At 46.4% G+C, this 24,806-nt stretch carries 21 protein-coding genes and 1 riboswitch; of the genes, 15 read left to right on the top strand and 6 right to left on the bottom strand.

Translation table 11 applies throughout. The features are described from left to right. Positions 1 to 45 precede the first annotated feature (45 nt). On the bottom strand, positions 46 to 1,809 hold the full coding sequence (locus M1D72_RS06825) for an SgrR family transcriptional regulator (RefSeq protein WP_456295031.1): 1,764 nt from the start codon (positions 1,807 to 1,809) through the stop codon (positions 46 to 48). 341 nt (positions 1,810 to 2,150) lie between these two features. Next, positions 2,151 to 3,875, bottom strand: a complete 1,725-nt coding sequence (locus M1D72_RS06820) for an amidohydrolase (protein WP_456295030.1) — start codon at positions 3,873 to 3,875, stop codon at positions 2,151 to 2,153. 302 nt (positions 3,876 to 4,177) lie between these two features. Here M1D72_RS06820 and M1D72_RS06815 point away from each other — a divergent pair, with 302 nt between their 5' ends. After that, positions 4,178 to 5,608, top strand: coding sequence for a coniferyl aldehyde dehydrogenase (locus M1D72_RS06815; RefSeq protein WP_456295029.1), 1,431 nt, complete (start codon positions 4,178 to 4,180; stop codon positions 5,606 to 5,608). Between the two features lie 84 nt (positions 5,609 to 5,692). Beyond that, a riboswitch (FMN riboswitch) is annotated at positions 5,693 to 5,855 on the top strand. A 92-nt stretch (positions 5,856 to 5,947) separates the two neighbouring features. Then, positions 5,948 to 6,604, top strand: a complete 657-nt coding sequence (gene ribB / locus M1D72_RS06810; protein WP_456295028.1) for a 3,4-dihydroxy-2-butanone-4-phosphate synthase — start codon at positions 5,948 to 5,950, stop codon at positions 6,602 to 6,604. 67 nt (positions 6,605 to 6,671) lie between these two features. On the opposite strand, the gene M1D72_RS06805 is transcribed toward ribB, so the two are convergent. The 4 genes from M1D72_RS06805 to ectA all read right to left on the bottom strand — a co-directional run bounded on the left by M1D72_RS06805 (position 6,672) and on the right by ectA (position 10,462). Beyond that, positions 6,672 to 8,105, bottom strand: coding sequence for an aspartate kinase (locus M1D72_RS06805; protein WP_456295027.1), 1,434 nt, complete (start codon positions 8,103 to 8,105; stop codon positions 6,672 to 6,674). A gap of 93 nt (positions 8,106 to 8,198) precedes the next feature. Beyond that, positions 8,199 to 8,585, bottom strand: a complete 387-nt coding sequence (locus tag M1D72_RS06800) for an ectoine synthase (RefSeq protein ID WP_456295026.1) — start codon at positions 8,583 to 8,585, stop codon at positions 8,199 to 8,201. Positions 8,586 to 8,594: 9 nt separating this feature from the next. After that, positions 8,595 to 9,860, bottom strand: coding sequence for a diaminobutyrate--2-oxoglutarate transaminase (gene ectB / locus M1D72_RS06795; RefSeq protein WP_390192383.1), 1,266 nt, complete (start codon positions 9,858 to 9,860; stop codon positions 8,595 to 8,597). Between the two features lie 62 nt (positions 9,861 to 9,922). After that, positions 9,923 to 10,462, bottom strand: a complete 540-nt coding sequence (gene ectA / locus M1D72_RS06790; RefSeq protein WP_456295025.1) for a diaminobutyrate acetyltransferase — start codon at positions 10,460 to 10,462, stop codon at positions 9,923 to 9,925. Positions 10,463 to 10,950: 488 nt separating this feature from the next. Here ectA and proV point away from each other — a divergent pair, with 488 nt between their 5' ends. The 13 genes from proV (at position 10,951) to M1D72_RS06725 (ending at position 24,775) form a co-directional block, all read left to right on the top strand. Beyond that, positions 10,951 to 12,138: a glycine betaine/L-proline ABC transporter ATP-binding protein ProV gene (gene proV / locus M1D72_RS06785; protein WP_456295024.1), complete on the top strand. Its 1,188-nt coding sequence runs from the start codon at positions 10,951 to 10,953 to the stop codon at positions 12,136 to 12,138. A gap of 2 nt (positions 12,139 to 12,140) precedes the next feature. Then, on the top strand, positions 12,141 to 13,265 hold the full coding sequence (gene proW, locus M1D72_RS06780; RefSeq protein ID WP_456295023.1) for a glycine betaine/L-proline ABC transporter permease ProW: 1,125 nt from the start codon (positions 12,141 to 12,143) through the stop codon (positions 13,263 to 13,265). After that, positions 13,265 to 14,272 carry a glycine betaine/L-proline ABC transporter substrate-binding protein ProX gene (gene proX / locus M1D72_RS06775; protein ID WP_390192372.1) on the top strand — a complete coding sequence of 336 codons (1,008 nt, stop codon included), beginning with the start codon at positions 13,265 to 13,267 and terminating at the stop codon, positions 14,270 to 14,272. The genes proW and proX overlap by 1 nt, the downstream gene beginning before the upstream one ends. 65 nt (positions 14,273 to 14,337) lie before the next feature. Continuing rightward, entirely contained in the window at positions 14,338 to 14,826 is a 489-nt protein-coding gene (locus tag M1D72_RS06770; protein ID WP_390193276.1) for a MarR family winged helix-turn-helix transcriptional regulator, read from the top strand. 457 nt (positions 14,827 to 15,283) lie between these two features. Next, positions 15,284 to 16,537 (top strand): ABC transporter substrate-binding protein, encoded by a 1,254-nt coding sequence (locus M1D72_RS06765; RefSeq protein ID WP_456295022.1) that lies wholly within the window; start codon positions 15,284 to 15,286, stop codon positions 16,535 to 16,537. Between the two features lie 30 nt (positions 16,538 to 16,567). Continuing rightward, positions 16,568 to 17,467: a carbohydrate ABC transporter permease gene (locus M1D72_RS06760; RefSeq protein ID WP_390192367.1), complete on the top strand. Its 900-nt coding sequence runs from the start codon at positions 16,568 to 16,570 to the stop codon at positions 17,465 to 17,467. A 2-nt stretch (positions 17,468 to 17,469) separates the two neighbouring features. Continuing rightward, complete coding sequence (locus M1D72_RS06755; protein WP_456295021.1) at positions 17,470 to 18,300, top strand: carbohydrate ABC transporter permease; 831 nt, start codon at positions 17,470 to 17,472, stop codon at positions 18,298 to 18,300. Positions 18,301 to 18,302: 2 nt separating this feature from the next. Beyond that, positions 18,303 to 19,514 carry an ABC transporter ATP-binding protein gene (locus tag M1D72_RS06750; protein WP_456295020.1) on the top strand — a complete coding sequence of 404 codons (1,212 nt, stop codon included), beginning with the start codon at positions 18,303 to 18,305 and terminating at the stop codon, positions 19,512 to 19,514. Positions 19,515 to 19,546: 32 nt separating this feature from the next. Further along, the gene (locus M1D72_RS06745) at positions 19,547 to 20,407 is read left to right on the top strand and encodes a MurR/RpiR family transcriptional regulator (protein ID WP_390192361.1); all 861 of its coding nucleotides are present in this window, start codon (positions 19,547 to 19,549) and stop codon (positions 20,405 to 20,407) included. A 50-nt stretch (positions 20,408 to 20,457) separates the two neighbouring features. Continuing rightward, positions 20,458 to 21,858 carry a M24 family metallopeptidase gene (locus M1D72_RS06740; protein ID WP_456295019.1) on the top strand — a complete coding sequence of 467 codons (1,401 nt, stop codon included), beginning with the start codon at positions 20,458 to 20,460 and terminating at the stop codon, positions 21,856 to 21,858. A gap of 106 nt (positions 21,859 to 21,964) precedes the next feature. Then, on the top strand, positions 21,965 to 22,864 hold the full coding sequence (locus M1D72_RS06735) for an ABC transporter substrate-binding protein (protein WP_456295018.1): 900 nt from the start codon (positions 21,965 to 21,967) through the stop codon (positions 22,862 to 22,864). Positions 22,865 to 23,020: 156 nt separating this feature from the next. Then, positions 23,021 to 23,686 carry a GntR family transcriptional regulator gene (locus tag M1D72_RS06730; protein WP_456295017.1) on the top strand — a complete coding sequence of 222 codons (666 nt, stop codon included), beginning with the start codon at positions 23,021 to 23,023 and terminating at the stop codon, positions 23,684 to 23,686. Positions 23,687 to 23,845: 159 nt separating this feature from the next. Next, positions 23,846 to 24,775 carry a Gfo/Idh/MocA family protein gene (locus M1D72_RS06725; protein WP_456295616.1) on the top strand — a complete coding sequence of 310 codons (930 nt, stop codon included), beginning with the start codon at positions 23,846 to 23,848 and terminating at the stop codon, positions 24,773 to 24,775. Positions 24,776 to 24,806 lie beyond the last annotated feature (31 nt).

Raw genomic sequence — 24,806 nt, 5'->3', positions numbered from 1 at the left:
ACCATGATAGTTATCAAAAATAGGTTTTGCCTGATATAGAAAAGGTTAACGACTGCCTGCACTCCATACATTTTTAATGTCTGGCCAGCCCCAGTTAGTGAGGGCGACGTCATTGAGTACGTCTTGAAAACGCAGTGTCTGACGATGATGAAACATTGGGATCATCCAGGATTCATTGATCAGTGCAGAAGCGATTGGCTCCAATGCTTCAAGGTAATCGTCCAAGCAATGATTCGCGCGAACGTTAAACAGTGAATCGGTTAACCACTGGCTGGCTTGGGGGCCAAGCGCATAATGCAGGACAGGGTTATCAAGTAGACAACTGAACGCGGAGGCGTGGCGGTTGTCATCGAGATTCATATTGGTGACGATCAGCGTTTCATCGAGTGTTTTCTGACGAGCATGCTGAGACAACTCTCGAAACGAATAGACAGTAATTGACACCCTGATGCCTAGCTGTTCGAGCAAACTCTTTACTGCGTGAGCACAGTACACCAGTGCTGAATAGTTGTAGACCGCAATTGAAAGTTCAGTAGGCAGGTTGGTCTGCTGAGCGGGTGGGCGTGTAATATCGTGCCATTGTGGCAGCAGATTCATTGCCGTTTCACATTCAAATAGGGTGCCTCGCTTGGCTAATTGCTGATAAATCGCTTGCTGGGAAAGACGATAAGAGAGATAGCGTCTTTGCTCTTCACTCAGTTTGGGCGTGGCCGTTTGGTTAAACAGTAGGAACATACAGCCGTCTTCGATTTTACTCTGTTCAATGTTACTGCTGTGACTGTCGCTTTGCGTGGCGGGTGCAATGTAATAATTACAGTTATCGACGGGGACATGATGCGCCTCAGGCTGATTGGTTTCAATTTGCGATACGTGGTTATCTTCAGGCCAATGCCAAATTGAGACTTGGTCGGTTAACGCGCGGGATGCGTAGTAGCGCTCAAAGGCATGCAGTTCTAACTTTGTGTGGTCGTGATTATACACTTGGAACGGTCCACTGCCTGTCACCGCGGTATGGGTGGTGTTGTTCACTTGGTTGATGGGCTGAATGCAGTATTTGACGCCAGAAATCAAACCCGCAAAGCCAAGATCAGGTTGGCTCAGTTCGAATTCGACACGGTTTGCCATTGGCGCACTGACATTGACCAAGTGTGCTAACTCAATTTGATAGTTTTCTAATTGAGTGAGTTTGGCAAATAAGCTGACGATAGTCTCAGCGGTAATCGGCGAACCATCATGAAAGGTCAAACTCGGGCGCAAGTAGAAGGTCCAGCGATAATGCTTGGGATCATAATCCCAGTGATGAGCGAGATCGGGCTGTACGTGGCCATGTTGGTCGCTTGTCACGAGACAACTGTAGATTTGTCGAATCAAGTAACGCTCACTGGAGCGGTGAACTTGATGTGGCACCAAACGCTCAAAAGGACGTTTGTAAGTGAGCTGAATATGCAGGCGTCCTTCGCGCATTGAAGCGCCAGACGTTCGCTGTAACAATCGACCAAATGCGACTTGGTCATGGTCTAAAATTGACAGCGCTTTATCGTACTTTCCTTGCAGAAGTTGCTGTGAAGCAAGTTGGCTCTTAAGCTCATCCAGAGCAATATGTAATGTTAAATCAGACCGCTGGTTGCGTCCGGCTCTCGGTTGCCATTCTAACCAGTTAAGTTGCTGCATTTGATGGAGGAGATTACGTGCATGTCTCGGGCTGGTAAATAAACGCTCGGCAACCAGAGGGAGAGCGGTTTTCGTTGTGTCGCCAATCCCAAACTCAGCCAGCCTCTGGTAATAACGTAAAAGATTTAACTGTGACACTTTGCCTCGCTTATTACTGATATTCCTACTCAACATGCGTCAACTATCATAATTGAATTTCGGAGTGAATAATGAGAAATGTTCACCACAGCTATTTCCTATTTTGTGAGTTTATTGACTGGGCTCGGACGTAATTTGCCAAAATTGGCCCAAAAGGGGATTAAATAAAACTGATTTTCTAACTTTTTTGCTTCCGGATTTGGCGTCACAATGTCCATCAGTGGCAGACAAAGATTGATGCTCCTGATACCCCCCAATATTGAACATCAAAAACATTGCCCAAAGAAAAACCAGCCTAATTGGCTGGTTTTTCTTTGTTTACACTGTAAATGAGTGGCAAGTTACAACGCCATATTTTGCCAGATCGGGTGACCATTTTTGATGGTGGTCTGTACTTTTAGCGATCGCAGCTCGAGTGGATCAACCTTGAGTGGGTTTTTATCTAAAATCACAAAGTCAGCCACTTTACCCCGAGTGATGGTGCCTTTGGTTTTTTCCTCGAAGTTTTGATAAGCCGCATAACGCGTCATCGCTTCTAATCCTTGATAGATAGACACTTTTTCCTCTGTACCTAACGAAGCACCTGCACGTGTTATGCGATTGACACTGCTCCACAGGGTCATCAACATATCCGGACGCATTTTAGGTGAGTCGGTATGAAATGTTGCCTGAATACCGGCATCAAATGTCGATTTAGCCGGGTCAAGGTGAGCAGACAGTTGTTCACCAATCGCTGAGTCGTGATAGAAATCGCCAAATAAGTAGATGTGTGTCATTTCATACGAGGGAATAACATGCCATTTTTTCATGTCAGCGATTTGGTCTGGTCGGGTTAATTGCGCCTGAACCATGACTGGCCGCCAATCGCGTTTTTTCACGCCTTTAATCGACTTGATTGCGTTCAAAAACTGATCGCAGGCTGCATCGCCATTGCAATGTGCCTGAACTTGCCAGCGGTTGGCCCAAGCTTGTTTGACTAACTGTTTAACCTGCGCATCGCTGTAGTTAGGCCGCCCTTTAAAGCTGGTATCCTCACCGTGAGGGGGCATGTGGTAAGGGTGTGTCAGATACGCGGTTTGACCTGCAATTGAGCCATCGAGGTCTAATTTAACCCCACCGAGCCTGAGGTTCGATTGATAGTGGTTATAGTGCTTAAAATTAGGCTGCCAGTCTTGGCCAATTTTGTTTAACATCGGATAACTGATGACGTCCAAAAACAGGCGGTTTTTTTGCGCGGCATCGCTCAGTAGCGCGAAATCTTGTGGTGTTGTCGAGCTATCCTGAGCCGTTGTAACGCCTTGGCTGGCATAAACGCGCTGCGCATCATCCAACTGCTTTAGTCGTTCACTTTCGGTGTTCATTGGCAAATTGAGCAGCACTGGCCAAAGTGCATTTTCAGCAATGACGCCGTTTGGCTGATTATGTCCATCACGTTGAATAACACCACCATGAGGGTTAGGGGTGTCTGGTGTGATATGGGCAAGTTCAAGCCCCCGAGAATTCAGTGCTCCAATGCGGCCTGAAGCATGAAGTAGCAAAATCGGGTGCTGGGTGGACACGGCATCCAATAATTGGCGGTTGGGATGAGAGGGCAAAACGGTGGTGTCATAACCGGTAGCAACAACCCATTCACCGGGTTCTAGGTGTTGGTCTGCGATGTGTTCTCTCAGTGTTTTTTGCAAGCTGGCAAAGTCATCACTGCTGCCATAGGGCGATGCCGCGATATTGGCCATATTGAGTGACATCGCGTATTGAACCAGTTGTCCTTGAGTATCGATAAAGCCGGGTAATAAGGCTTGTCCTTTAAGGTCTACTAAATTGGTCGTGGCTTGACGGAACTCGAGTGCCTTTTGTTGACGACCGGCAAACAGGATTTTTCCATCGGCAACGGCGACGGATTCCACATATTGTGGGAGCTCGCCTTCCATAGTGAGTATGTCTCCACCAAAATAGATGGTATCCGCGGCGGTCACTTGAGTGCTAGCAGATGAGGGGGCCAGTGACTCTTGGTTACAGCCTCCCAATAACGCTAACGTCATGCTCAAAGTAACAACACGCTTATTCATTAATCATTATCCTCATGGTAAATTTCGGCGCTACTCTAGTTAGAGCTTGACGGAATCACTAGTTCATAACTGAGAATTAAGTGTTAACCGACACGTTCTTGACATAATTAACGCCTGTCGAACGTGTTGTCAGAAGCAGACTACTATTAAAATGAGTGGTATGGCTTGGCCGTGAAATTTGGGTTAGTAAAGATGTGAAAAGGTCGCATTATTAATCTAACTGTCTGGCAGCTGGCGCTTTTTCGGCCCGTTAGCTTAAATTAATTCATCATAAATACATCAGTCGATCGGATAGGCGAACTATGGAACGTGTGGTCAATATCAACCGCTGGCAGCGAGAACATGTCAAAACGCAAATCGACATTCGCCATCTGTTTTCTGAACTTAAAAATCGCTACGCCGCAGACCCATTTCCGGACTACGAGGCGCGTTGTCAGCGGCTTAAGCAACTCCAACATGCGCTTCTTGATTCGCAAAATATCCTCGTTAAGGCGATGAGTGAAGATTATGGTCAGCGCAGTGAATTTGACTCTCTGATCGCCGACGTTTTGCCGTCACTTAATCACATCAAGTACAGCTTGAAACACCTAGCGCGTTGGATGAAACCGAGCCGTAGAAAAGCTGGGTTGCTTCTTGCGCCATCGTCAGTTCGAGTTGAATACCAACCTGTTGGCGTGGTTGGCATTATGGTGCCATGGAACTTTCCTATTTATCTCAGTTTAGCTCCGCTCGTGACGGCATTAGCGGCTGGCAACCGTGTCATGCTCAAACTCAGTGAATACACACCACATACCAACCAAGTGTTGCGTGAGATGTTGGCTGATTTTGATGAACATATCTATGTGATCGAAGGAGATGCGCAGATTGCGGCGCATTTTAGTCAGCTACCTTTTGACCACCTATTATTTACCGGTTCAACGTCAGTAGGCCGTTTAGTGGCGAAAGCAGCGGCACAAAACCTTACGCCAACGACATTAGAGCTTGGTGGTAAATCCCCAGTGATTATCGCCCATGATGCGGATATCAATCGTGCTATCGATGCCATTATGCTTGGTAAGACGCTGAATGCTGGGCAAGTATGCGTGGCGCCAGATTATGTTTTCGTGCCGCACGGACAAGAAATGACATTTGTTCATCGATTTCGTACTCGCTATCGCCGTTATCTTGCGTCACATGCAGCCAGACAAACCCAGATTATCAATGAGCAGCAATGGGGGCGATTGCAGGCCTATTTGCATGACGCGAAACAAAAAGGGGCTGACGTACATGCGATGGGAGACAAACTCAGCGATGAACGATTTATGGCGCCGCATCTTGTCACTGAGGTCAATAGCAATATGTTGTTGATGCAAAATGAGATTTTTGGTCCTATTTTGCCCGTGATTGGTTATCATCAAGTGAGTGAAGCCATCAGTGCAATCAACAGTCGCCCACGGCCGCTTGCTTTGTACTTATTTAGTGAAGATCCTATCTTTCAACGTCAAATTATCGAACAAACCCACAGTGGGGGCATTGCAATCAACGATACCGTGATGCATGTCGCTGCCGAGGATGCGCCGTTTGGTGGTATTGGTGAATCCGGGATGGGTCATTATCACGGTGTTGAAGGTTTTCGACGATTGTCACACGCGAAAACTGTGCTAACTACGCCGAAATGGCTGCCAAGAAGCATGATCATGCTGCGTTTTCAGTCATGGGTTACGAAACTGATACGCTGGCTGTTTGTACGCTAAGCATGTCGTTTTTGAGCTTTTTTCTTGCCAGGGAAAGGAGTACACTAACTTTGTTCGCTTAAATAGAGCGAAATCACATTGTTTAATTGTTCTCAGGGCGGGGCGAAATTCCCCACCGGTGGTAGGTTTCAAGTGGTTCATTGCGAGATGAAATGAAACGAGCCCACGAGCGCTCGATGCGTCGAGGTCAGCAGATCTGGTCAAACTCCAGAGCCGACGGTTACAGTCCGGATGAAAGAGAATAGCAACGGCGTTAAACGTTTAAAGTTTGGCGTAGCTGCGCGTAGTTACACTTCTCTGTTAAGTCGCCCTGATTCTGGTTGTTAGCAGGAGTTCACCATGAATCAGTCATCACTACTTGCCGAATTTGGCGATCCTATTACTCGGGTTGAAAATGCGCTTGCCGCGTTGCAACAAGGCCGGGGTGTCCTATTACTCGATGATGAAGATCGAGAAAACGAAGGCGATATTATCTGCGCCGTTGAAAGTTTAACTCAAGAGCAAATGGCGTTAATGATCCGTGAAGGCAGCGGTATCGTGTGTCTTTGTTTAACCGATGAACAAGCCAATAAGCTGCAGTTGCCGCCGATGGTTGAAAACAATAACAGCGCCAATCAGACGGCATTTACTGTTTCAATTGAAGCCAAGGTGGGGGTTACGACAGGAGTGTCTGCGGCTGACCGTATTACCACGTGTAAAACCGCGGCCAATCCGAATGCTCGTCCTGAAGATTTAGCGCGCCCTGGTCACGTATTTCCGCTACGTGCACGCGCTGGTGGTGTATTAACGCGTCGTGGCCATACTGAAGGGACCGTCGATTTAATGCAAATGGCGGGGTTGCAATCAGCAGGCGTGTTGTGCGAAGTGACCAATCCAGATGGCACTATGGCTAAAACGCCTGAAATTATCGCGTTTGGTAAATTGCATAATATGCCCGTGCTGACGATCGAAGACATGGTGCTTTATCGTACTCAAAACGAAGCATTGACGGCCTAAGTGTCTTGCGGTTATAAAAGAACAGCGCCTTTTGGCGCTGTTTTGGTTTGATAAGGTCTCCATCGCTTTACGCGGCGCACACTGCTTTTTCTTTACGCGGCGCGATACTTGGCGCTTTGAAGAAGGCTTCATGTAGCGCACAAATCGCTGCCTCATAACTCTCATCATTGACGACGTACTGCACGTTGACATTACGCATCGAAGAGTGAACTGCGATTGGGGCAATGTCTTTATCCATCAATGCCAGCACACCTTTGCTTAATGTCGCGTTGGTGTTGATTGATGCACCAATCGCGGAAATCATCGCGACCATACACCCAGTGATGGTTGATTTCGGGAACGCTTTTTCTGATTTATACAGTAAATGATTTAAGCTTTCCGTATTGCCACTCACGTAGTAGGTGATTGAGTTGGCGTTCATTTCTTTTCCAACCAGCTGTACACGAGCATCGGCGATCAGCGCCATCATTTCATGACTCACGTTGTCCGCTTCACCGACCATGGCTTGGTCGAAAATATGCAGAGCAAATACTTTGTTTTTGCCAGCAATAATTTCAATTTTATCGCGCTCAGGTTGATACTGCTGTGAAATAAGCGTCCCTGGGTGTTCCGGCTCAAACGTATTTTTGATTTGCAGCGGAATGTCTTGTTGGCGCAGACCTGATGCGGCGTTAGGGTGAATGGCTTCCATCCCTAAATTGGCCAGTTGGTCGGCAACATCAAAGTTCGTTTTGCCAATCGGCAATACGTTTTCTGGGCCAACGACACGAGGGTCGGCGCTACTCAAATGATACTCTTTGTGAATGACGGCTTGGTCAGCCCCACTGATACAAGCAACTCGACTGAAGGTCATCTCGCTATAACCGCGGTCATAGGTTTTCATCAATCCTTCGTCGCAGTAGGCATAACCAGTGACGATAGGCAGTTCACGAGTCGTATCTACATCTTTAAATGCATGCTCAATCACGCTGTCTAAGTCGCCGGTTAACTTATCATCCCAACCGGACAAATCGATAAATCGCGCATTCACGCCAAGAGTTTTTAGCTTCAGTGCAGTATTGTAGGCACTGTGCACTTCACCGATTGAAGATAAAAACTCTCGAATTTGTGGCAAGTATTGACGAAGAGAGAATTGTCCGTACTGACACGTATCCAAAATGTTGCTCACACAATTGATTGCTTCGCTAATTCGAGCGCGAATAAATTTATCTGCACGAATACGATTTACAGGGTCAGCAAATAGGTTCTCGTTGATCAGCAACATGCGCTGTTCAAGATCCGCCATGGCTTGCTTCCATTGCTCGTCGCGCTGAGCGATATAACGATAAACACCGGCTTTACCTGTGTGTTTACATTCCAGTAAACCGTCGGTAATGCCACCATACGCAGAGACAACAAATACGCGGTTATAAGGGTTATTCGGACGTAAAATAATGTTATCAAGTACAGCGTCAAACGCTGACATTGACGTACCGCCAATCTTTTCAACGGTATAAGTCATGTTCATTTCCTTTTTTATGGCAGTAAAGAAGGAGGCTGATCATTCAGCCTCTCTATTAAGCTCAGACTCTAAGGTCTGATCGAAGGCAAGAACTTAGTCAACCAGCGGATAGACACCGCTTTCATCATGTGTTTCAGCACCGGTCAATGGTGGGTTGAAGACACAAGCCATCACCATGTCAGTGCCTGGCTTCGCACGCAGATAGTGCTCATCATATTTGTCCAGCACATAGAGTGTGCCAGGTGCAATAGGGTAAGTTTCACCACCCACCACTTCAATCTCACCTTCGCCTGACATGCAGTAGACGGACTCTAAGTGATTTTTATAGTGAATGTGCGTTTCCGTCCCTTTGTAAATCGTCGTGATGTGGAACGAAAAGCCCATTTTGTCGTCTTTAAGAAGCATGCGAACGCTTTCCCAGTTGTCTGCAACAACGCGACGTTCACTGTTTTTACATTCTTCTAGAGTTCTTACAATCATGGTTTTTCCTTAAGATGCTTTTCGTGTGAGTTTTTCGGCAACCGAATCGACTGCTTGTTCGAAAATATGAAGGCCTTGCTCAAGCTCTGATTCGCTAATCGTCAGTGGGCAGAAGAACTTCACTACTTCATCATCTGGACCCGCTGTTTCGATGATCATGCCGTTTTCGTAACAGGCTTTAGAAATATCAGAAGCCATATCACCGTTTTGGCATTCGATGCCTTGCATCATGCCGCGACCTTTACTCCGTACAAACAGAGATGGGTAGCGGCGCAGAGTGCGTTGAATCGCTTTACTTACCTGCTCTGCACGGGCTTTAATGTGTTGTTCAAATTCATCGTTTGCCCAGTAGTTTTCAATGGCTTGGGTTGCCGTTACAAACGCATGGTTGTTGCCACGGAATGTACCGTTATGCTCACCAGGTAACCATTTGTCGAGCTCTGGTTTAAGCAGAACAACCGCCATTGGTAGTCCGTAACCGCTGAGTGACTTTGACAGCGTCACAATGTCAGGTTTAATACCGGAAGGCTCAAAGCTAAAGAAAGTACCGGTGCGGCCACAACCTGCCTGAATGTCATCGACAATCATAAGAATATCGTTATCTCGACAGATTTTTTCTAACTGTTGTAACCATTTATCGCTCGCCGCGTTAAGTCCACCTTCACCCTGAACAACTTCAAGTAGAACGGCAGCAGGCTTATCCAAGCCGCTTGAGTTATCAGTCAGCATGGTTTCAAACAGTGCAAGGCTGTCAATACCTGCATAACCTTCATATGGAATACGGGCTGTGCCATTTAATGGCGCGCCATTACCACCACGATGGTGCTGGTTGCCTGTCGCGGCTAAGGCGCCTGCAGTACAACCGTGGAAACCGTTGGTAAACGTAACGATATTGCTTCGACCAGTCACTTTACGAGCCAATTTCATGGCGGCCTCAACGGCGTTGGTACCTGTTGGGCCAGTAAATTGGACTTTATAGTCCAAGTCACGCGGTTTCAGAATGTGCGTGTTGAGCGCAGACAGAAACTCGGCTTTAGCTTCGGAGTGCATATCAAGGCCGTGGGTGATGCCGTCAGCATCAATGTAATCAAGCAATGCTTGCTTAAACACGGCATTGTTATGACCGTAGTTGAGCGACCCAGCTCCGGCGAGAAAGTCTAAATAGCGCTCGCCATCTTTGGTGTATAACCAACAGCCTTTTGCTGATGAGAAAACCACTGGGAAGTTGTTTGAATATGAACGAACCTTTGATTCTTGCTTTTTGAAGATATCCATGTCGGGACCGTTTTTTAACCCTATTTCTGTGTGTGAATGTGTGAGTGAGTTTGAGCGCGCCATTAAGAGCGGTTCAAAGGAATGTGATACAAATACTCGGTATCGTGTTTGCCTTTGAAGTGCTGCTCTTCGCATAAAAAGGTGCTCACTTCACCTTGATTGCCATTGGCTTTATCTAGCTTCTTAAACAGGCTCCAAGAGCCTTTGTTGTCATCGGTGATCGTTGTTTCAACGACTCGAATGTCACCAAGTCCATCACGCATCAAAATTTCTTGCAGCATGTGAAAGGCAAGACCTTTACCCCGATGTCTTGGTGATACTGCCACCTGCCAAATAAATAGCTCATTTGGATGATCCGGTTTTCGATAACCAGAAATGAAACCTGCAATTTCATCATTACATTCGGCAATAACGCAAGTCTGATTGAAATGTTGAGATTGCAAAAAGTTACAGTACGCAGAATTGACATCCAATGGTGGACACTCAGCGATCAGCCGATGCACAGCATCACCATCTTTAATGTTTGGAGCTCGAAATACCCACTTCTCTTCATCCTTTGTCAGTATTTCTGGGTAGACAACCCATGGCGCGGCAGTAATCATAATTCGACTTTTCCTTTAGAGGTCTAATTAAAATTCCTGGTAAAGGATACATGTCTGAGGAAGATGATCAAGGTTTTATTTTTGAATTTATGGCTATTATTAAACTAAGTGTATGATTTTTATTTGATTTAATAATATTAATCTTATGTGAAGAAAATATTAGACCTGTAATCTAATGAGTCGCTCATCAATAGGTAGTATAAAGTGGTTTTGGGTAAAAATTGAACGTAGTTTTTATTGCTTTGCGCCAATGAGTTTAAAGGAGATGGAATTCTGCAACATAATGAGAATGGGCGAATATTTAGTATCCGAAACTATATTTAGAGATTTTTGTCATTATTTAATTTAATAAAAATCAATAATTTATGGTTAAATCCTGATTTTTTATGATGTTTTTTATTTGAAAAGCGCTTAAATAAAGGTTAGGGTTCTATTGTTTTCATGTGTAAATAACAGAGCATGTGGATTTTGCTCAAGGATATAAATGGATGTCGACCATACTCGAAGTTAAAAACCTGTATAAGGTCTTTGGTGAGAAGCCCGAAGAGGCATTTCCCTTAATTGAACAAGGGAAAGATAAAGACCAAATTTTTGAGGAAACCTCGCTCACCGTCGGGGTGAAAGATGTTTCTCTAACCATCAATGAAGGCGAAATATTTGTCATTATGGGGTTATCCGGATCCGGAAAATCGACCCTCGTTCGCCTGCTCAATCGATTAATCGAACCGACTCGTGGCCATGTGCTATTGCGTGACAAAGATATTGCGCACATTTCAGAGCAAGAGCTGCGTGAAGTTCGTCGTAACAACATTTCTATGGTGTTCCAAAATTTCGCTTTGATGCCTCATATGACGGTCATTGAAAATGCGGCTTTTGGCCTTGAGCTTGCGGGTATGGAACTTGAGCAACGCAACAAATTGGCTTTAGCTGCACTTGAACGTGTAGGCCTAGATAGCAATGCATATTCTTACCCAGATGAACTCTCAGGTGGGATGAAGCAGCGAGTTGGTCTCGCTCGCGCGTTGGCGTGCGACCCAGATATTTTGCTTATGGATGAAGCATTTTCAGCGCTTGACCCATTAATTCGGACCGAAATGCAAGACGAGCTAATTCGTTTACAAAACGATGATCGACGCACCATCGTGTTTATCTCTCACGATTTAGACGAAGCGATGCGTATCGGTGATCGCATCGCCATTATGCAAGACGGTGTTGTGGTTCAGGTGGGGACGCCTGATGAAATACTTCATCAACCTGCTAATGAATATGTGCGTTCATTCTTCCGCGGCGTCAACGTGGCAACGGTTATCTCAGCCAAAGATATCGCACGTAAAAAACCTGCGGCGGTGTTTAAAAAGTCTGATAACGATGGTCCCGCATCGGCGATGCAAATCCTATTGGAAAACGATCGTGAGTATGGCGTGGTCGTCGATAAAGCCAACAAATACTCGGGTATCGTTTCTCTCGACTCCCTTAAAGCTGCTCATCAACAAAAAGGCTCACTAGCCAGTGCCATTCTCGAAGATACCGTTAGTTTGTCGCCAAACGATACGGTGAGTGATCTGATTGGTCCGGTAGCGAACAACCCATACTCGATACCTGTGGTTGATGAAGAACGGAATTATTACGGTGTGATCACCAAATCACGCCTGTTACAGACTTTAGATAGGGAATAATTATGTCGACAGAAAATAGTGCGAATGCCGCCTCGAATGATCCATGGGGCCAAGCCGCGACCACCACGACTCAAAGTTCAGACCCTTGGGGTTCAAGTGCTGGCGCCAGTGATGCCGCAGGCCAGGCAGCTTCTAACACCGATTGGCTAAGTAGTGTGCCTGTAGAGCAGCATCAGTTTGATTGGTTGCATCCATTTCACGATGCGTTAATCCCTTTTGATAGCTGGGTAGAAACGGCTTTGAATTGGTTGGTAGCACATGGTCGTCCAATTTTCCAAGCGATTCGCGTTCCGATTGACTTCATACTTACGTCATTTGATACCGCGCTAACCTCAACACCCGCGCCAATTATGTTGCTGATTTTGTTTCTACTGGTTTGGCAATTTGCAGGGCCGAAACTGGGCGTATCATCATTGGTATCTCTGATTGTCGTCGGCTTAATTGGTGCTTGGAGCGAATCAATGACGACGCTGGCATTGGTGATGACCTCGGTGTTTTTCTGTTTATTGATAGGCTTACCGCTTGGCATATGGCTGGCAAGGAGCGACACCGCAGCGAAAATTATTCGACCGATACTCGACGCGATGCAGACAACGCCGGCATTTGTGTACTTAGTACCGATCGTTATGTTGTTTGGTATCGGTAACGTTCCGGGCGTAGTGGTCACCATTATATTCGCGCTTCCGCCTGTTGTTCGTTTGACGATTTTAGGTATTCAGCAAGTCCCTGAAGAGTTAATTGAAGCTGGTCACTCCTTTGGTGCCAGTCCAAAACAAATGCTGTATCGCATCCAGCTGCCGTTGGCAATGCCGACCATTATGGCGGGTGTTAACCAAACTCTGATGTTGTCACTATCAATGGTGGTGATTGCATCGATGATTGCGGTTGGTGGTTTAGGCCAAATGGTACTGCGAGGTATTGGACGTTTAGATATGGGGCTAGCCGCGGTCGGTGGTTTGGGGATTGTCATTTTGGCTATTTTACTTGACCGCATCACCCAAGCGATTGGCGCAGAATCTCGAGATACAAAGACGCGTTGGTATGAAACAGGTCCGGTTTCTTTCATCCTGCGCTTAAAGTCAAAAACTGAAACCAAAGAACTTAACAAAAAACTAGGAGAAAATTAATGGATCTCTCATGGAAGAAAGTGCTTTCGACAAGCCTTATCGCGACTGCTGCATTTGGTAGCTCTGTTAATGCGGAAACACTGCCAGGTGAAGGCATCTCTGTTATTCCTGTACAGTCGACGGTAGCAGAAGAAACCTTTCAGACTCTGATTGTGAATAAAGCAATGGAAGCGTTGGGTTATGACGTACAACCAACGAAAGAAGTGGATTATAACGTAGGTTACACCTCGGTTGCAGAGGGTGACGCGACTTACCTTGCTGTTGGTTGGGTGCCGCTACACGATGACAAATATGCGAAAGCAGGCGGTGATGACAAGTTCTTCCGCGAAGGTGATTACATCAGCGGTGCGGCTCAAGGTTACTTGATTGACAAGAAAACGGCCGAAGAATATGGCATCACCAATATTGGTCAATTAAAAGACCCGAAACTGGCTAAGCTGTTTGATGCTGATGGCGACGGTAAAGCGGATCTCACCGGTTGTAACCCTGGTTGGGGTTGTGAAGGCGTGGTCGAGCACCAACTGGATGCATTTAAGCTGCGTGATACGGTTGAACACAACCAAGGTAACTACGCGGCAATCATTGCCGATACCATTTCGCGCTACAAAAAAGGCGACCCAATTCTTTACTACACTTGGACACCATATTGGGTTAGTGGCGTATTGGTTCCGGGTAAAGATGTGGTTTGGCTAGAGGTTCCATTCTCGTCGTTGCCTGGTGATCGTAGCGATATTGATACGACGTTACCAAATGGCAAAAACTACGGTTTCCAAATGAACAGCATGAAGATTGTCGCGAACAAGAAATTTGCTGAAGAAAACCCTGCTGCCGCTAAATTGTTCTCCATCATGAAACTGGACATTAACGATGTGAGTGCGGAAAACATGATGATGAGCCAAGGACACAACTCATCAGCAGACATTGAAGCGCACGCAGAAGGCTGGATCAAAGCTCACCAAGAGCAATTTGATGGTTGGATTGCAGAAGCGAAAAAAGCCGCGAAATAAGCGACTAGGCCGATAGGTCATTGATGACCTATCGGCAACAAAGATAAAGGTAAAGGGAGATGACATTGGATGCTCATGAAGAGGTGCTGGTAGCGCTTCGTCAAATAATTCGTGCCGTGGATTTGCACTCAAGAAAGTTGAACAAGGATTTGGGTTTGACCGGTCCTCAACTGATATTGATGCGTGCTATCCGTGACCTTGGTGATGTGACAATCAAGCAGTTGTCCATTGAAACCAATATGAGCCAGGCGACGGCGACAAGCATCATTGATCGATTAGAAAAGCGAGAACTGGTTGAACGAGTGCGCAGTCAGAGAGACCGACGTATTGTCCACGCGAACCTTACCGATAAAGGCCTGCTTATGCTTAGTACAGCGCCACTCCCACTACAAGATAGTTTTATCCAACGTTTTTACGATCTTGACCGATGGGAGCAGACCCAGATCTTGTCCACGGTTCAGCGCATCTCTGCGATGATGAATGCGCATGATATTGAGGCTGAGCCTGTGCTGCATATCGATACTGAGCCGAAAGACTCAAATCATCGACATTAAATTACTTTTATCATTACATCATTAAAAAAGGGACTCGCTTAGCGAGTCCCTTTTTTATCTTCTGTTAGAGACTTCATACTTTGTAATTAACCGCTAGGTTTAAAATAGCGATGTTGATTGCCCACCAACCTCCCTCCTTTTTATGCTCGATTCGTTCACCTAATTGGGTGGTTTTACCTCACCAAAGTTGATCGTATTGCAACATTTGAGTGCACAATTCGCTTCTTTTTTGTTTATGCAATTGCGTTAAATCCTTGTATTCATTGTATACAAACTTGTGGCATGAAAAGTGCTTTTCATGAAGTGCGCACCAAGAAAAATATTTTACTTGATGTTGTTATGTTAGGAGAAAGCCGGAAACAGCACGTTAACCAAAACGAACTTGGTGCTGTTTATTAGGCAAAAGAGTGCAACTTTGCACTGAATATGGATTGAATTGAATATTGAGGGAACTCTCATGAAAAAACGATTACGTAGTTATTTATCCACTGCTGTGAAATCAAGCTTATTGGTTGCGAGCTTAGCGGGCTTCCAGTCAACCGCAATGGCGGATGATAATGAAGCGACCTTAACTATCCTTAACTCACAATGGTTAGATGCGCTACGTGGCGAGTCTTTATGGGGAGCGGTGAAAAAGTTCGAGGCAACGGATCCAACGGTTACCCTTGAACGTGAAATGATTTCGTCATCAGAAATGTATACAAAAATGATGACACAGCTGGCCGGTGGTCAGGGTGCAGATTTATTGATTTTGCAAGAAGGACTTTTTTATTCTGCCGCCAATGCGGGCTTTCTAACCGATATTAGCGAAGCGGTAGAAGGTGTCGATAACCTGAATGTAACGAATGAGAATGGTGTTATTGATGGTGAGCGTTTGGGCATTGCATGGCAACGTGCGCCTTATGCATTAATCTACAACAAAACGTTAACGGATGACGCTGGCGTGTCAGCACCAACCACTGTTGATGAACTCATCGCGTCTGCAAAGGCGGTTCATGATAAGTCAGATGTGATTGGCTTTACAGCCCGCCACCGTATGGCTGATGTTGGCTCTTGGTCTATGGATTTCCAAAACTGGGCGTTTGGCTACGGTGTTAACTGGGTTAACGAGGACGGAGAGTTGACGATCAATACTCCAGAAGCCGTTAAAGCCGTCAAAGCGTTCAAGAAATTGTACGATGCGGACATCATTCCAAAGGGTGATGACATGCCGACTCAGCGCACTCGCTTTAAGCAAAACCAAGTGGCGTTCAGTATTGATAATAGTGGCGGTACGTTGAATATTGCTAACGGTGGCGAGTTGGATTCCAAGAACCTTGCCGGTGCATTGCTGCCATTCCCTCAACCTGGTGCTCACCAGCAGTTATTTATCGCTCTTAATGCGAAAAGCGAGCACAAAGCAGAAGCGATTAAATTCCTAAAATGGTTAGTGTCAGCAGATGCTCAGAACGCGATGCGTCAAGCATCTGGCCCTGATGCATTGGCGACCGATGTTCCTGTTACTCAAGAGTTTCTGGCTGCAAACCCATGGGCAGCGGCGTTTGCTGAAGCAGGTAAACACTCTCGCAGTACTTTGATTCCTGGATACGAAAACGAAACGCCAGCCATCATGCGTACCGTGATGGGCGCAGTCGAAAAAGTCATTGTTGCTGGTGAAGATCCTGAAGAAGCGCTTGCTTACGCGCAAAAACGCATTTCATTGAAATACTAAACCAGAGTCCTATCGATTAAGAGAGTCCTCATGGAAGCAATACTAACTCAACGCTCGCGCAAGTCGCGGGCGTCCCTTCTGCCTTATTATTTCATCGCTCTACCGATGATTTATTTGGCAGTGTTTATGTACTGGCCGCTCATCAAAGAGATGTATATGAGTTTGACATCAGCGATGTTAACCAATCCATCAGGCGGCAAGTTCATTGGTTTAGGGAACTATGAACTCCTGTTCCAGGACCCGACCTTCTTTAAAACAGTCAGAGTCACCGTTGTTTATTCACTGCTGTCAGTGGTGTTTAGTGTCGCGTTAGGTGTCGTTGCTGCGCTGGCGATTAACCGTCCTTTTCCTGGACGCGCCATTGTTCGCGCTATCCTGTTGTTTGGGTGGGCAGTACCGAGTGTCGCTGCCGCTCTAATTTGGCTGTGGATGTACAACGAGCGTTCAGGTGTATTTAACGAAATCGCCGGCATGCTGGGTTTTGATGCTCAGCCTTGGTTGACTAGTGCAGACATGGCGATGACATCGATCGTGACGGTGACCGTTTGGCAAGCCGTACCTTTTGTGATGCTGGTGGTTCTTGCTGCCCTGCAATCTGTTCCCGACGAGGTGAGAGAAGCGGCTCGCATTGATGGGGCTGACGCTCTTAACGTCTACCGCAACGTGACTTGGCCGCATATTCGCCCAGCGGTGCAGTTGGTTGCACTGTTGATTACTGTTTGGTCTATTCGTCGTTACGATTTGATTTACTTGCTTACCGGTGGCGGCCCTCTTGATAGTACAGGTACCTTGGTTGTTCAGCTAAAGCAAATCGCGTTCCGTGATTATGAACTGGGCACAGCCAGTGCTTACGGTGTTGTCGGGCTAGTACTGGCGATGTTGGTCGCTGCCTTCCACCAATATGTTGAACGTCGTCAAGCAAGGAAATAACTATGTTGTTAAGAAAAACCCCTGCGTTATTACGCTACGTGCTCATCGCTATTTTGCTGGTGTTTAGTGGATTTCCAATCTATTGGATGCTTAATACTGGGTTGTCAGCAGAAGCCCAACTCTACAATGAAGGGCAGAGTTTTTGGCTGCAGCTAGGTAACCTTCCGGCGACGATTGGGTCGTTGAGTAGTGTGCCTGTGATGCATTGGCTGTTTAACACTTTCTTTATTGCAGCGGGTACTACAGTGCTGAGCTTGGTCTTGGGAGCACTACTTGGTTATGCACTGAGCCGACTTAAATTCCACGGTAAAGGCTTAATTGGCTTCTTACTTTTTACCACTCAAGTTGTGCCTGAAGCCTTATTGGTGGTTCCACTTTACTCCATGTTTATTACCATGGGGTTACTCAATAGCATGTTTGGTCTCATTCTGGCCAACGTAGGCTTTGCTCTTCCGGTCTCGGCCTTCATTATCAAAGGGGCGATCGATCAAGTACCGTACGAAATTGAAGAGTCGGCTGCGGTTGATAACTGCCCACGTTATGGCATTTTTTCTACCATCATTTTGCCTTTGATAGCGCCGAGCTTGTCCGCAGCGGCCGTGATTTCTTTCTTCTCCGGATGGAATGAATTCCTGTTCGCTTCAACATTTATTAACGATGATGACATGTGGCCTGCGAGTGTGGGTTTGGCTTCATTTATTGGTCAATACGACACACCACTCTCCACTGTGATGACGGCGGCGCTGATTTTCAGTATTCCAGCCATTGTCTTTTTCTTAATTATTCAACGCAGAATTGTCGCTGGCTTGACCGCTGGCTCAGTTAAGGGGTAATCATGCCTAAACTTAATTTTCGTAATCTATCTAAGTCTTTTGGCGACCACACTGTCATTCGTGAATTTAATGCAGAAGTCAGTGACCGTGAATTCTTGGTGCTATTAGGGCCGTCGGGCTGTGGTAAATCAACGCTACTTCGCATGATTGCTGGCTTGTCTGATATCTCGGGCGGTGACTTTCTGATTGATGATCAAGTCGCCAACGACTGGTCACCCAAAGAGCGCGGTATTGCGTTTGTGTTCCAAACGTACGCGCTGTATCCCCATTTAACGGTACGTGAAAACATTGCCTTCCCGTTAATGATGAATCGATTTAACTGGTGGCATCACCTGCCAATGATCAACACCCTAAAACGTTGGTCTTTAATGAACGATGCCTCCATCGTACAAGCCACGGACAAAATCGCAGAGCAGCTCGAGCTAACTCCGCTTCTTGACAGACGTCCTGCGGCACTTTCGGGTGGTCAACGTCAACGGGTTGCACTCGCACGTTCCTTGGTGCGTGACCCATCGATTTACCTACTCGATGAGCCGCTATCAAACCTTGATGCCAAGCTGCGAACTCAAATGCGTTCTGAAATTTCAGCACTACATAAAAAAGTGAAGAAAACCTTTGTGTATGTGACCCACGATCAGGTTGAGGCCATGACGATGGCAACGCGCATTATCATAATGAATCAGGGCGAAATTCAGCAAGTCGATACGCCAGAAAATATCTACAATGATCCTCGAAATACCTTTGTCGCGCGCTTTATTGGCTCACCAGCAATGAACCTCTTCACCGTCGATATTGAAGGTAACGAACTGAACGCTTCAGGACGCGAAAGCTGGGAGCACCCCGGTGCATTGCCAGACGCTAGCAAAGCCATTATTGGCGTACGCCCTGAGAAAATGATTCTGGCGGAAGGGCTAGAAGGTTTAATCAAAGGTCATGTCGTCGCGGTAGAAAAACTGGGCGCAGAGACAGTGGTTGGTCTGAACGTAGGCCTAGATGTTGATGAAGACGACGAGGAAAGCTTGATCGAGAAAGACACGATCTTTATTCGCGTTCCGGGAAATGTGAATGTCGAGATTGGTCAGCAAGGCTCATTCAGTTACGACGCACAAGATTGCTACTGGTTTGACGAACAAACGGGGGAGCGTATCGAGAGTCCAGCGGGAAAGCTTTATGAGTTGGATGACAGTGTCAGCGAGCGAGTAAGACAGGCTTAAAACAAAAGAGGCAATTGAGTTTGGGTGTAAATATGTCTGATACGAGTAAACCAAAAGCAGTGAAAGAATCGTTTATCTCTCGAGTCAAAGAAGCGTTTCCTTCATTGCATCCTGTTGAGAAGCAGCTTGCAGGCTTCATTTTGGATTTTCCAGGCGAATTAGCCAGTTATTCTGCGTCTGAATTGGCTTCTTTAGCTGGCGTCTCGAATGCCACCGTATCTCGCTTTATTCGTCATATTGGTTACCAGAATTTTGATGAAGCAAGGCGTCAGGTGAGAGAAGAACGTAAGTCCGGTGTTCCCTTATTTCAAGCTGAGCGAAAGGCCGTATTGAGCGGTGAGGAGGGTGGCGACCCTTCCATCCTATACGGAAGTAATATCACCGAGACGTTTAAACAGCTTGGAGAATCACGCGTTAATGCTATCTCAGATAAAATGCTTAATTCTCGACGAGTATGGGTTTTTGGTTTCAGAGCGAGCCAAGCTTTAGCCGCATATTTTCAAACTCAGCTATACCAACTCAATGACGAAGCTCGCTTAGTGAACACCGGTGATGGCGGTTTGGGTGAGTTTCTTAGTGCCATTAACGACCAGGACCTGATTGTGCTGTATGGCTTACGCCGTCGCCCAACGATATGGCGTCAATTGCTGAGCCAATGTATCGGAACCGGCGCTGAAATATTGTTGATTAGTGATGACCACTTAGCGTTTAACCAAGATGTTACCTGGCACATTCGCTGTTGTTGCGATAACGCGGGTCCGCTTGATGATCACACCTCGGTGATGGCCTTGAATCACCAGCTACTAAATTCAGCGTTTGAACGTGCGGGGCCAAATGAGCGCAGCAGACTCGCAGAGTCCTACAACCAGCATCAACAATTGGATGAGATGTAAAGCAGCCAATTATAAATAAAGGAAGTCATACCTTAAGGAGTATTAAAGAGATGGCGACTAGTCAGTTTGAAAAGCTATTACAAGGGTTTGAACCCAGTTTTGAGTTTGTGCCGCCAAAGGCCATTCCTGAAGCCGAATTTTATTCCCGTGTTGAGCAAATCCGCCGCGAAGCGATGATTGCTGAACTGGATGTCACTATTGTTAACGCCAATGGTGCCAGTGGTTTCAATACCACCAATAAATATTTACGCTACTTGTGTGACTGGATGCGTGAAGGGATTTTAATCATCCCGACCGACAGCAGCAAAGGGCTTCAGTTATATTCTTTTTATACTCAGTCAGTCTTGCTACCACCGTCATTAGGTGAAGCGATTGGGGTAGAAAAAATGTATCAGGTTGGGGCTTTGGGCCGTGAATATTCAGGCCGTCAGGGCGACTCGGGACGTCAATTGGTTGAAGGTGTGGTCAAGACACTCTCTCACCTAGGCTATAGCACAGCAAATATCGGTTTGATTGGTGATTCATCATCCGTTAAACACTGGCATGGCATTCAAAGCCTGCTACCGAAAGCGACATACAAAGAGATGACACACGTTATCCTTAACATGCAACGCATTCGCTCAAAGAACGAAGTTGATCAAATTCGCGCGTCAGCGCAATTAATGGATATCGGCTTTGAAGCGGCTGTTCATGCTTGCAAACCGGGTGTGACGGATTTTGAATTGTACGCCGCATTTAGCTTTGCCCAACTTGCACGCGGTGGTGAAAACGCCGATGCGTATCAAATTGGTGTGAATCAATACGGTACTCATTGTGGTAAGCCCTACGGCCATCGCATTGTGTCTGGCGATCTGATCAACTTCTACGTTTCGGGTATTGCGTTCCGTGGTTACTCGGCACAAATGGCGCGCATGATTGCGGTGGGTGACATTACCGATAAGCAAGAGCAAACACTAGAAGTGTGTACCGAAGCGTTAAGACGTGCAGAAAAAGCGATTCGTCCAGGAGCTCGTGCCTGCGATATCAATAAAGCCGCTTTTTCGGCCTACGTTGAACAAGGGTACGTTAAAGATGATGTTACCGCGACGATGCCTTATAACTGGGCGCCCAACGATGACCTCTCCGCAGTAGAAATACCACAACAATACGTACCAGATGTTGATTTTGAAGCTACGGGGCGCAAACTGATGCATGTCTATCCAGTGGTTGCTGGGCCTCATAACCCGAATGTTGGCCACAGCGTTGGTATGCATGGCAACCCAGATAAATTTAATCTGACATCGCACAATACTGATATTTGCCGTCCTGGCTTAACGTTTGTTCTGCATCCTCAATGGCTCGCACCACAAGAATCAGGTGCCAATATCGGTAACAGTTATGCCGTTACTGAAGATGGGTATGAAAACCTGAATTGCCACACGCCAATCGAAACAATTCGTATCAAAGCGTAATGTTCACAAGTTAATCATTCATTCCCTCAGTACTTAACTGAATGCATCTGTTCAACCTGAATTTGTTAAGTACTGAGTTATATCGGCATTATTGCCAGAGGATTTTATGGAAAAAATTCAAGTCGCAGCGACCGGTCATAGCCTTAACTATTTGCCGGAATATCTGGCTCTAGAAAACGGCTATTTTGCAGAAGAAGGCATTGAGCTCAACGCCATCGTACCGAGCCCGTGGGACAAAGTGATCACAGAAATTGAGCAAAGCAGCTCCAACTATGCATTGGGCGGAATTTGGGTTCCTGCGATGTATCACGGAAATGGTAAAACGTTGGTGCCATTCGCCCAGCTTGCCGCTCGTTGCCCGCTGACCATTGTTGGCCGCAAACAAGCTGAGTTCAAATTTGAGGACTTAGTCGGCAAAACGATTTTAGTCCCAGGTGGTAACGGTGCGAGCCCGGGCATGTTTTTAGACGTGCTATTGAAAGAACACGGTATTGATCCAGCTACGGTTAAGGTTGCCCGTTGTTTAACTGGCACCATGATGAAAGAGCTGTATGTCGGAGGATTAGGGGATTATTTGATGATTGACCCGATTTCAGCCCTCAAACTCTCCCGTGAAACCAGCAACGTGATAGTGACTCACTTAAGCCAAAGTGGTGGCCCGATCCCATGGAGTGTTTATTACTGCACGCCCGAAACACTGGGCGACGATGAGGCATTGCAAATCAAATTTAGTCGCGCTCTCGCGAGAGGAATGAAGTTCGTCAATGAACACTCGGCTGAAGAGATGAGCGACTTACTGGCTAAACTGTTTCCCGCCAATGAATTGGATGATTTGATTGGGTTGGTGAACGCGTATCGAGAGTGGGGTATGTGGACGTCTCCAGAGATCGACCGTCCGTCATGTGAGCGTTGGCTTCACGGCATCAGTGATGGCAACCTCTCTGCACAACCGATACCTTACGATGAACTGGTTAACGCGAAGGTTGCCGCTAGCGCGCTAAAGTAAGGCTGAGTGCTGGGTATTGTTTGTCTATGTGATACTAACATCGAGCGTCTCATTCTTGTGGCGCAAAACCAACTATGGGACGCTTTATATGTTAGTGTGCATGAAATTCAGATAGATAGAGAATATATCGTTCATTTGTTGCATTGAGAATTTGTAATGTCTAGTGATGATAAAATATACAATAAACTGCTCAAAACCATCGTCGCGCATCAGTTGCCTCCTGGGGCTCGGCTTCCTGAAGATAAACTTTCTGAGGCGTTCAACGTCAGTCGAACAGGAATCCGTAAAGTCTTGCAGCGTTTGGCGGTTGAGCAATTCGTTTTAATTCGCCCTAACAAAGGCGCGGAAGTGTACGCGCCAGATCAGCAAGAAGCGAATGAAGTCTTCGATTCCAGAATATTAATCGAAACTCAGTTGATTCCGAAGTTGGTTCGTAATTGGGATCGAACTCTTTCCGCCCAGTTTCGCCAAATCGTGGTGCAAGAGAAGAAAGCAGAACAAGACGACGATCTGTCCAATGCGATTTTACTCACATCGCAGTTTCACTATGAGCTTGCGAAAATTGCGGGTAACTCGGTTTTGGCGAGTTTTGTTGAAAAGTTGTGTTATCGCTCCTCGCTGGTGATCGCGTCTTATGGCTCGATCAATAGTGTTGGTTGTGATTGTGGTGACCACGGGCATTTGATTGACTTGCTGGACAAAGGCGATGTAGAGGGAGCCACGGTATGGATGAAGCATCACCTTCAACAGATCAAACAGTCTCTCGATATTGACCGTCAAAGAAGCAGTGATATCGACTTTCTCCAACTGTTTTCTAGTTAGCGGTTAATGTGACTTGAGAAGCGGTTTCCGGCTTTTGCTGTGAACCACTGCACTTTCTAATCCATCGAAAATTTCTAACAATAGATATCATTCAACACCTTATAGCGGTAGAGTGACTGGCATTGTGTATTAAGATGCGGCCGTCTGAAGGAGTGAATGATGAAAATAGGAATTGTCGGATTAGGTGATATTGCGCAGAAAGCGTATTTGCCTGTGATCACGCAACGCGATGACCTTGAGTTGGTATTTTGTACCCGTGACCCGCAAACGCTTGCCGCGTTGGCTGGGAAGTATCGTATTGCCGAGACGTGTCAAGATTACCGCCAATTGCCAGCCATGAACGTCGATGCGGTGATGATTCATGCGGCAACCCACGTTCATTTCGAGATTGCTTCATTTTTCCTTGAGCAGGGGATTCCAACGTTTGTCGACAAACCGCTTTGTGATAATGCCGCTCAAGTAGAACAGCTTTATACCCTTGCAACACGTCAGCAGCAGCCACTGTATGTTGGGTTCAATCGTCGGCATATTCCGCTGTATAACCAATACATTCCCGAGCTCGCCGAGCAAAGACTGGGTGCTTTGCGTTCATTACGCTGGGAAAAGCATCGCTGCGCGCACCCAGGCGATATTCAAACATTTATTTTCGACGACTTTATCCACCCATTGGATAGCGTCAATCTTAACCATCAGAGTGATTTACGCGATGTTGATGTGCGTGTGCAAACTCAAGGGCAGCAACTGGCTCGAATTGATGTCAGTTGGGAGAGTGGCTCTACTTTGTTGTGCGCGTCAATGAATCGCCAGTTTGGCACCACCAGTGAGCGAGTGTCTGCTTGTTATGACAATCATGCTTTTGAGTTTGATTCTTTTGTTGAGGGGCGAGAGTGGAAATCAAGTGAAGAGCGCCATCTTAAAGTCAAAGATTGGACACCAATGCTGGCCACTAAAGGCTTTAGCGCGATGATTAATGATTGGATTGCTTGTGTTAACACCGGCACGGTGGCCAGCGAAGTGGTCGAACGCAATATCGCTACGCATCGCTTGGCTGACGCGATTTATGAGCAGATTATTGGGCAATTGGCGTAAGATGCGCCAATCCTAAGTCGGTGTGATTGAT

This window comes from Vibrio sp. AK197, from assembly GCF_053903115.1.
This window is presented reverse-complemented; position numbering and strand designations above follow the sequence as displayed.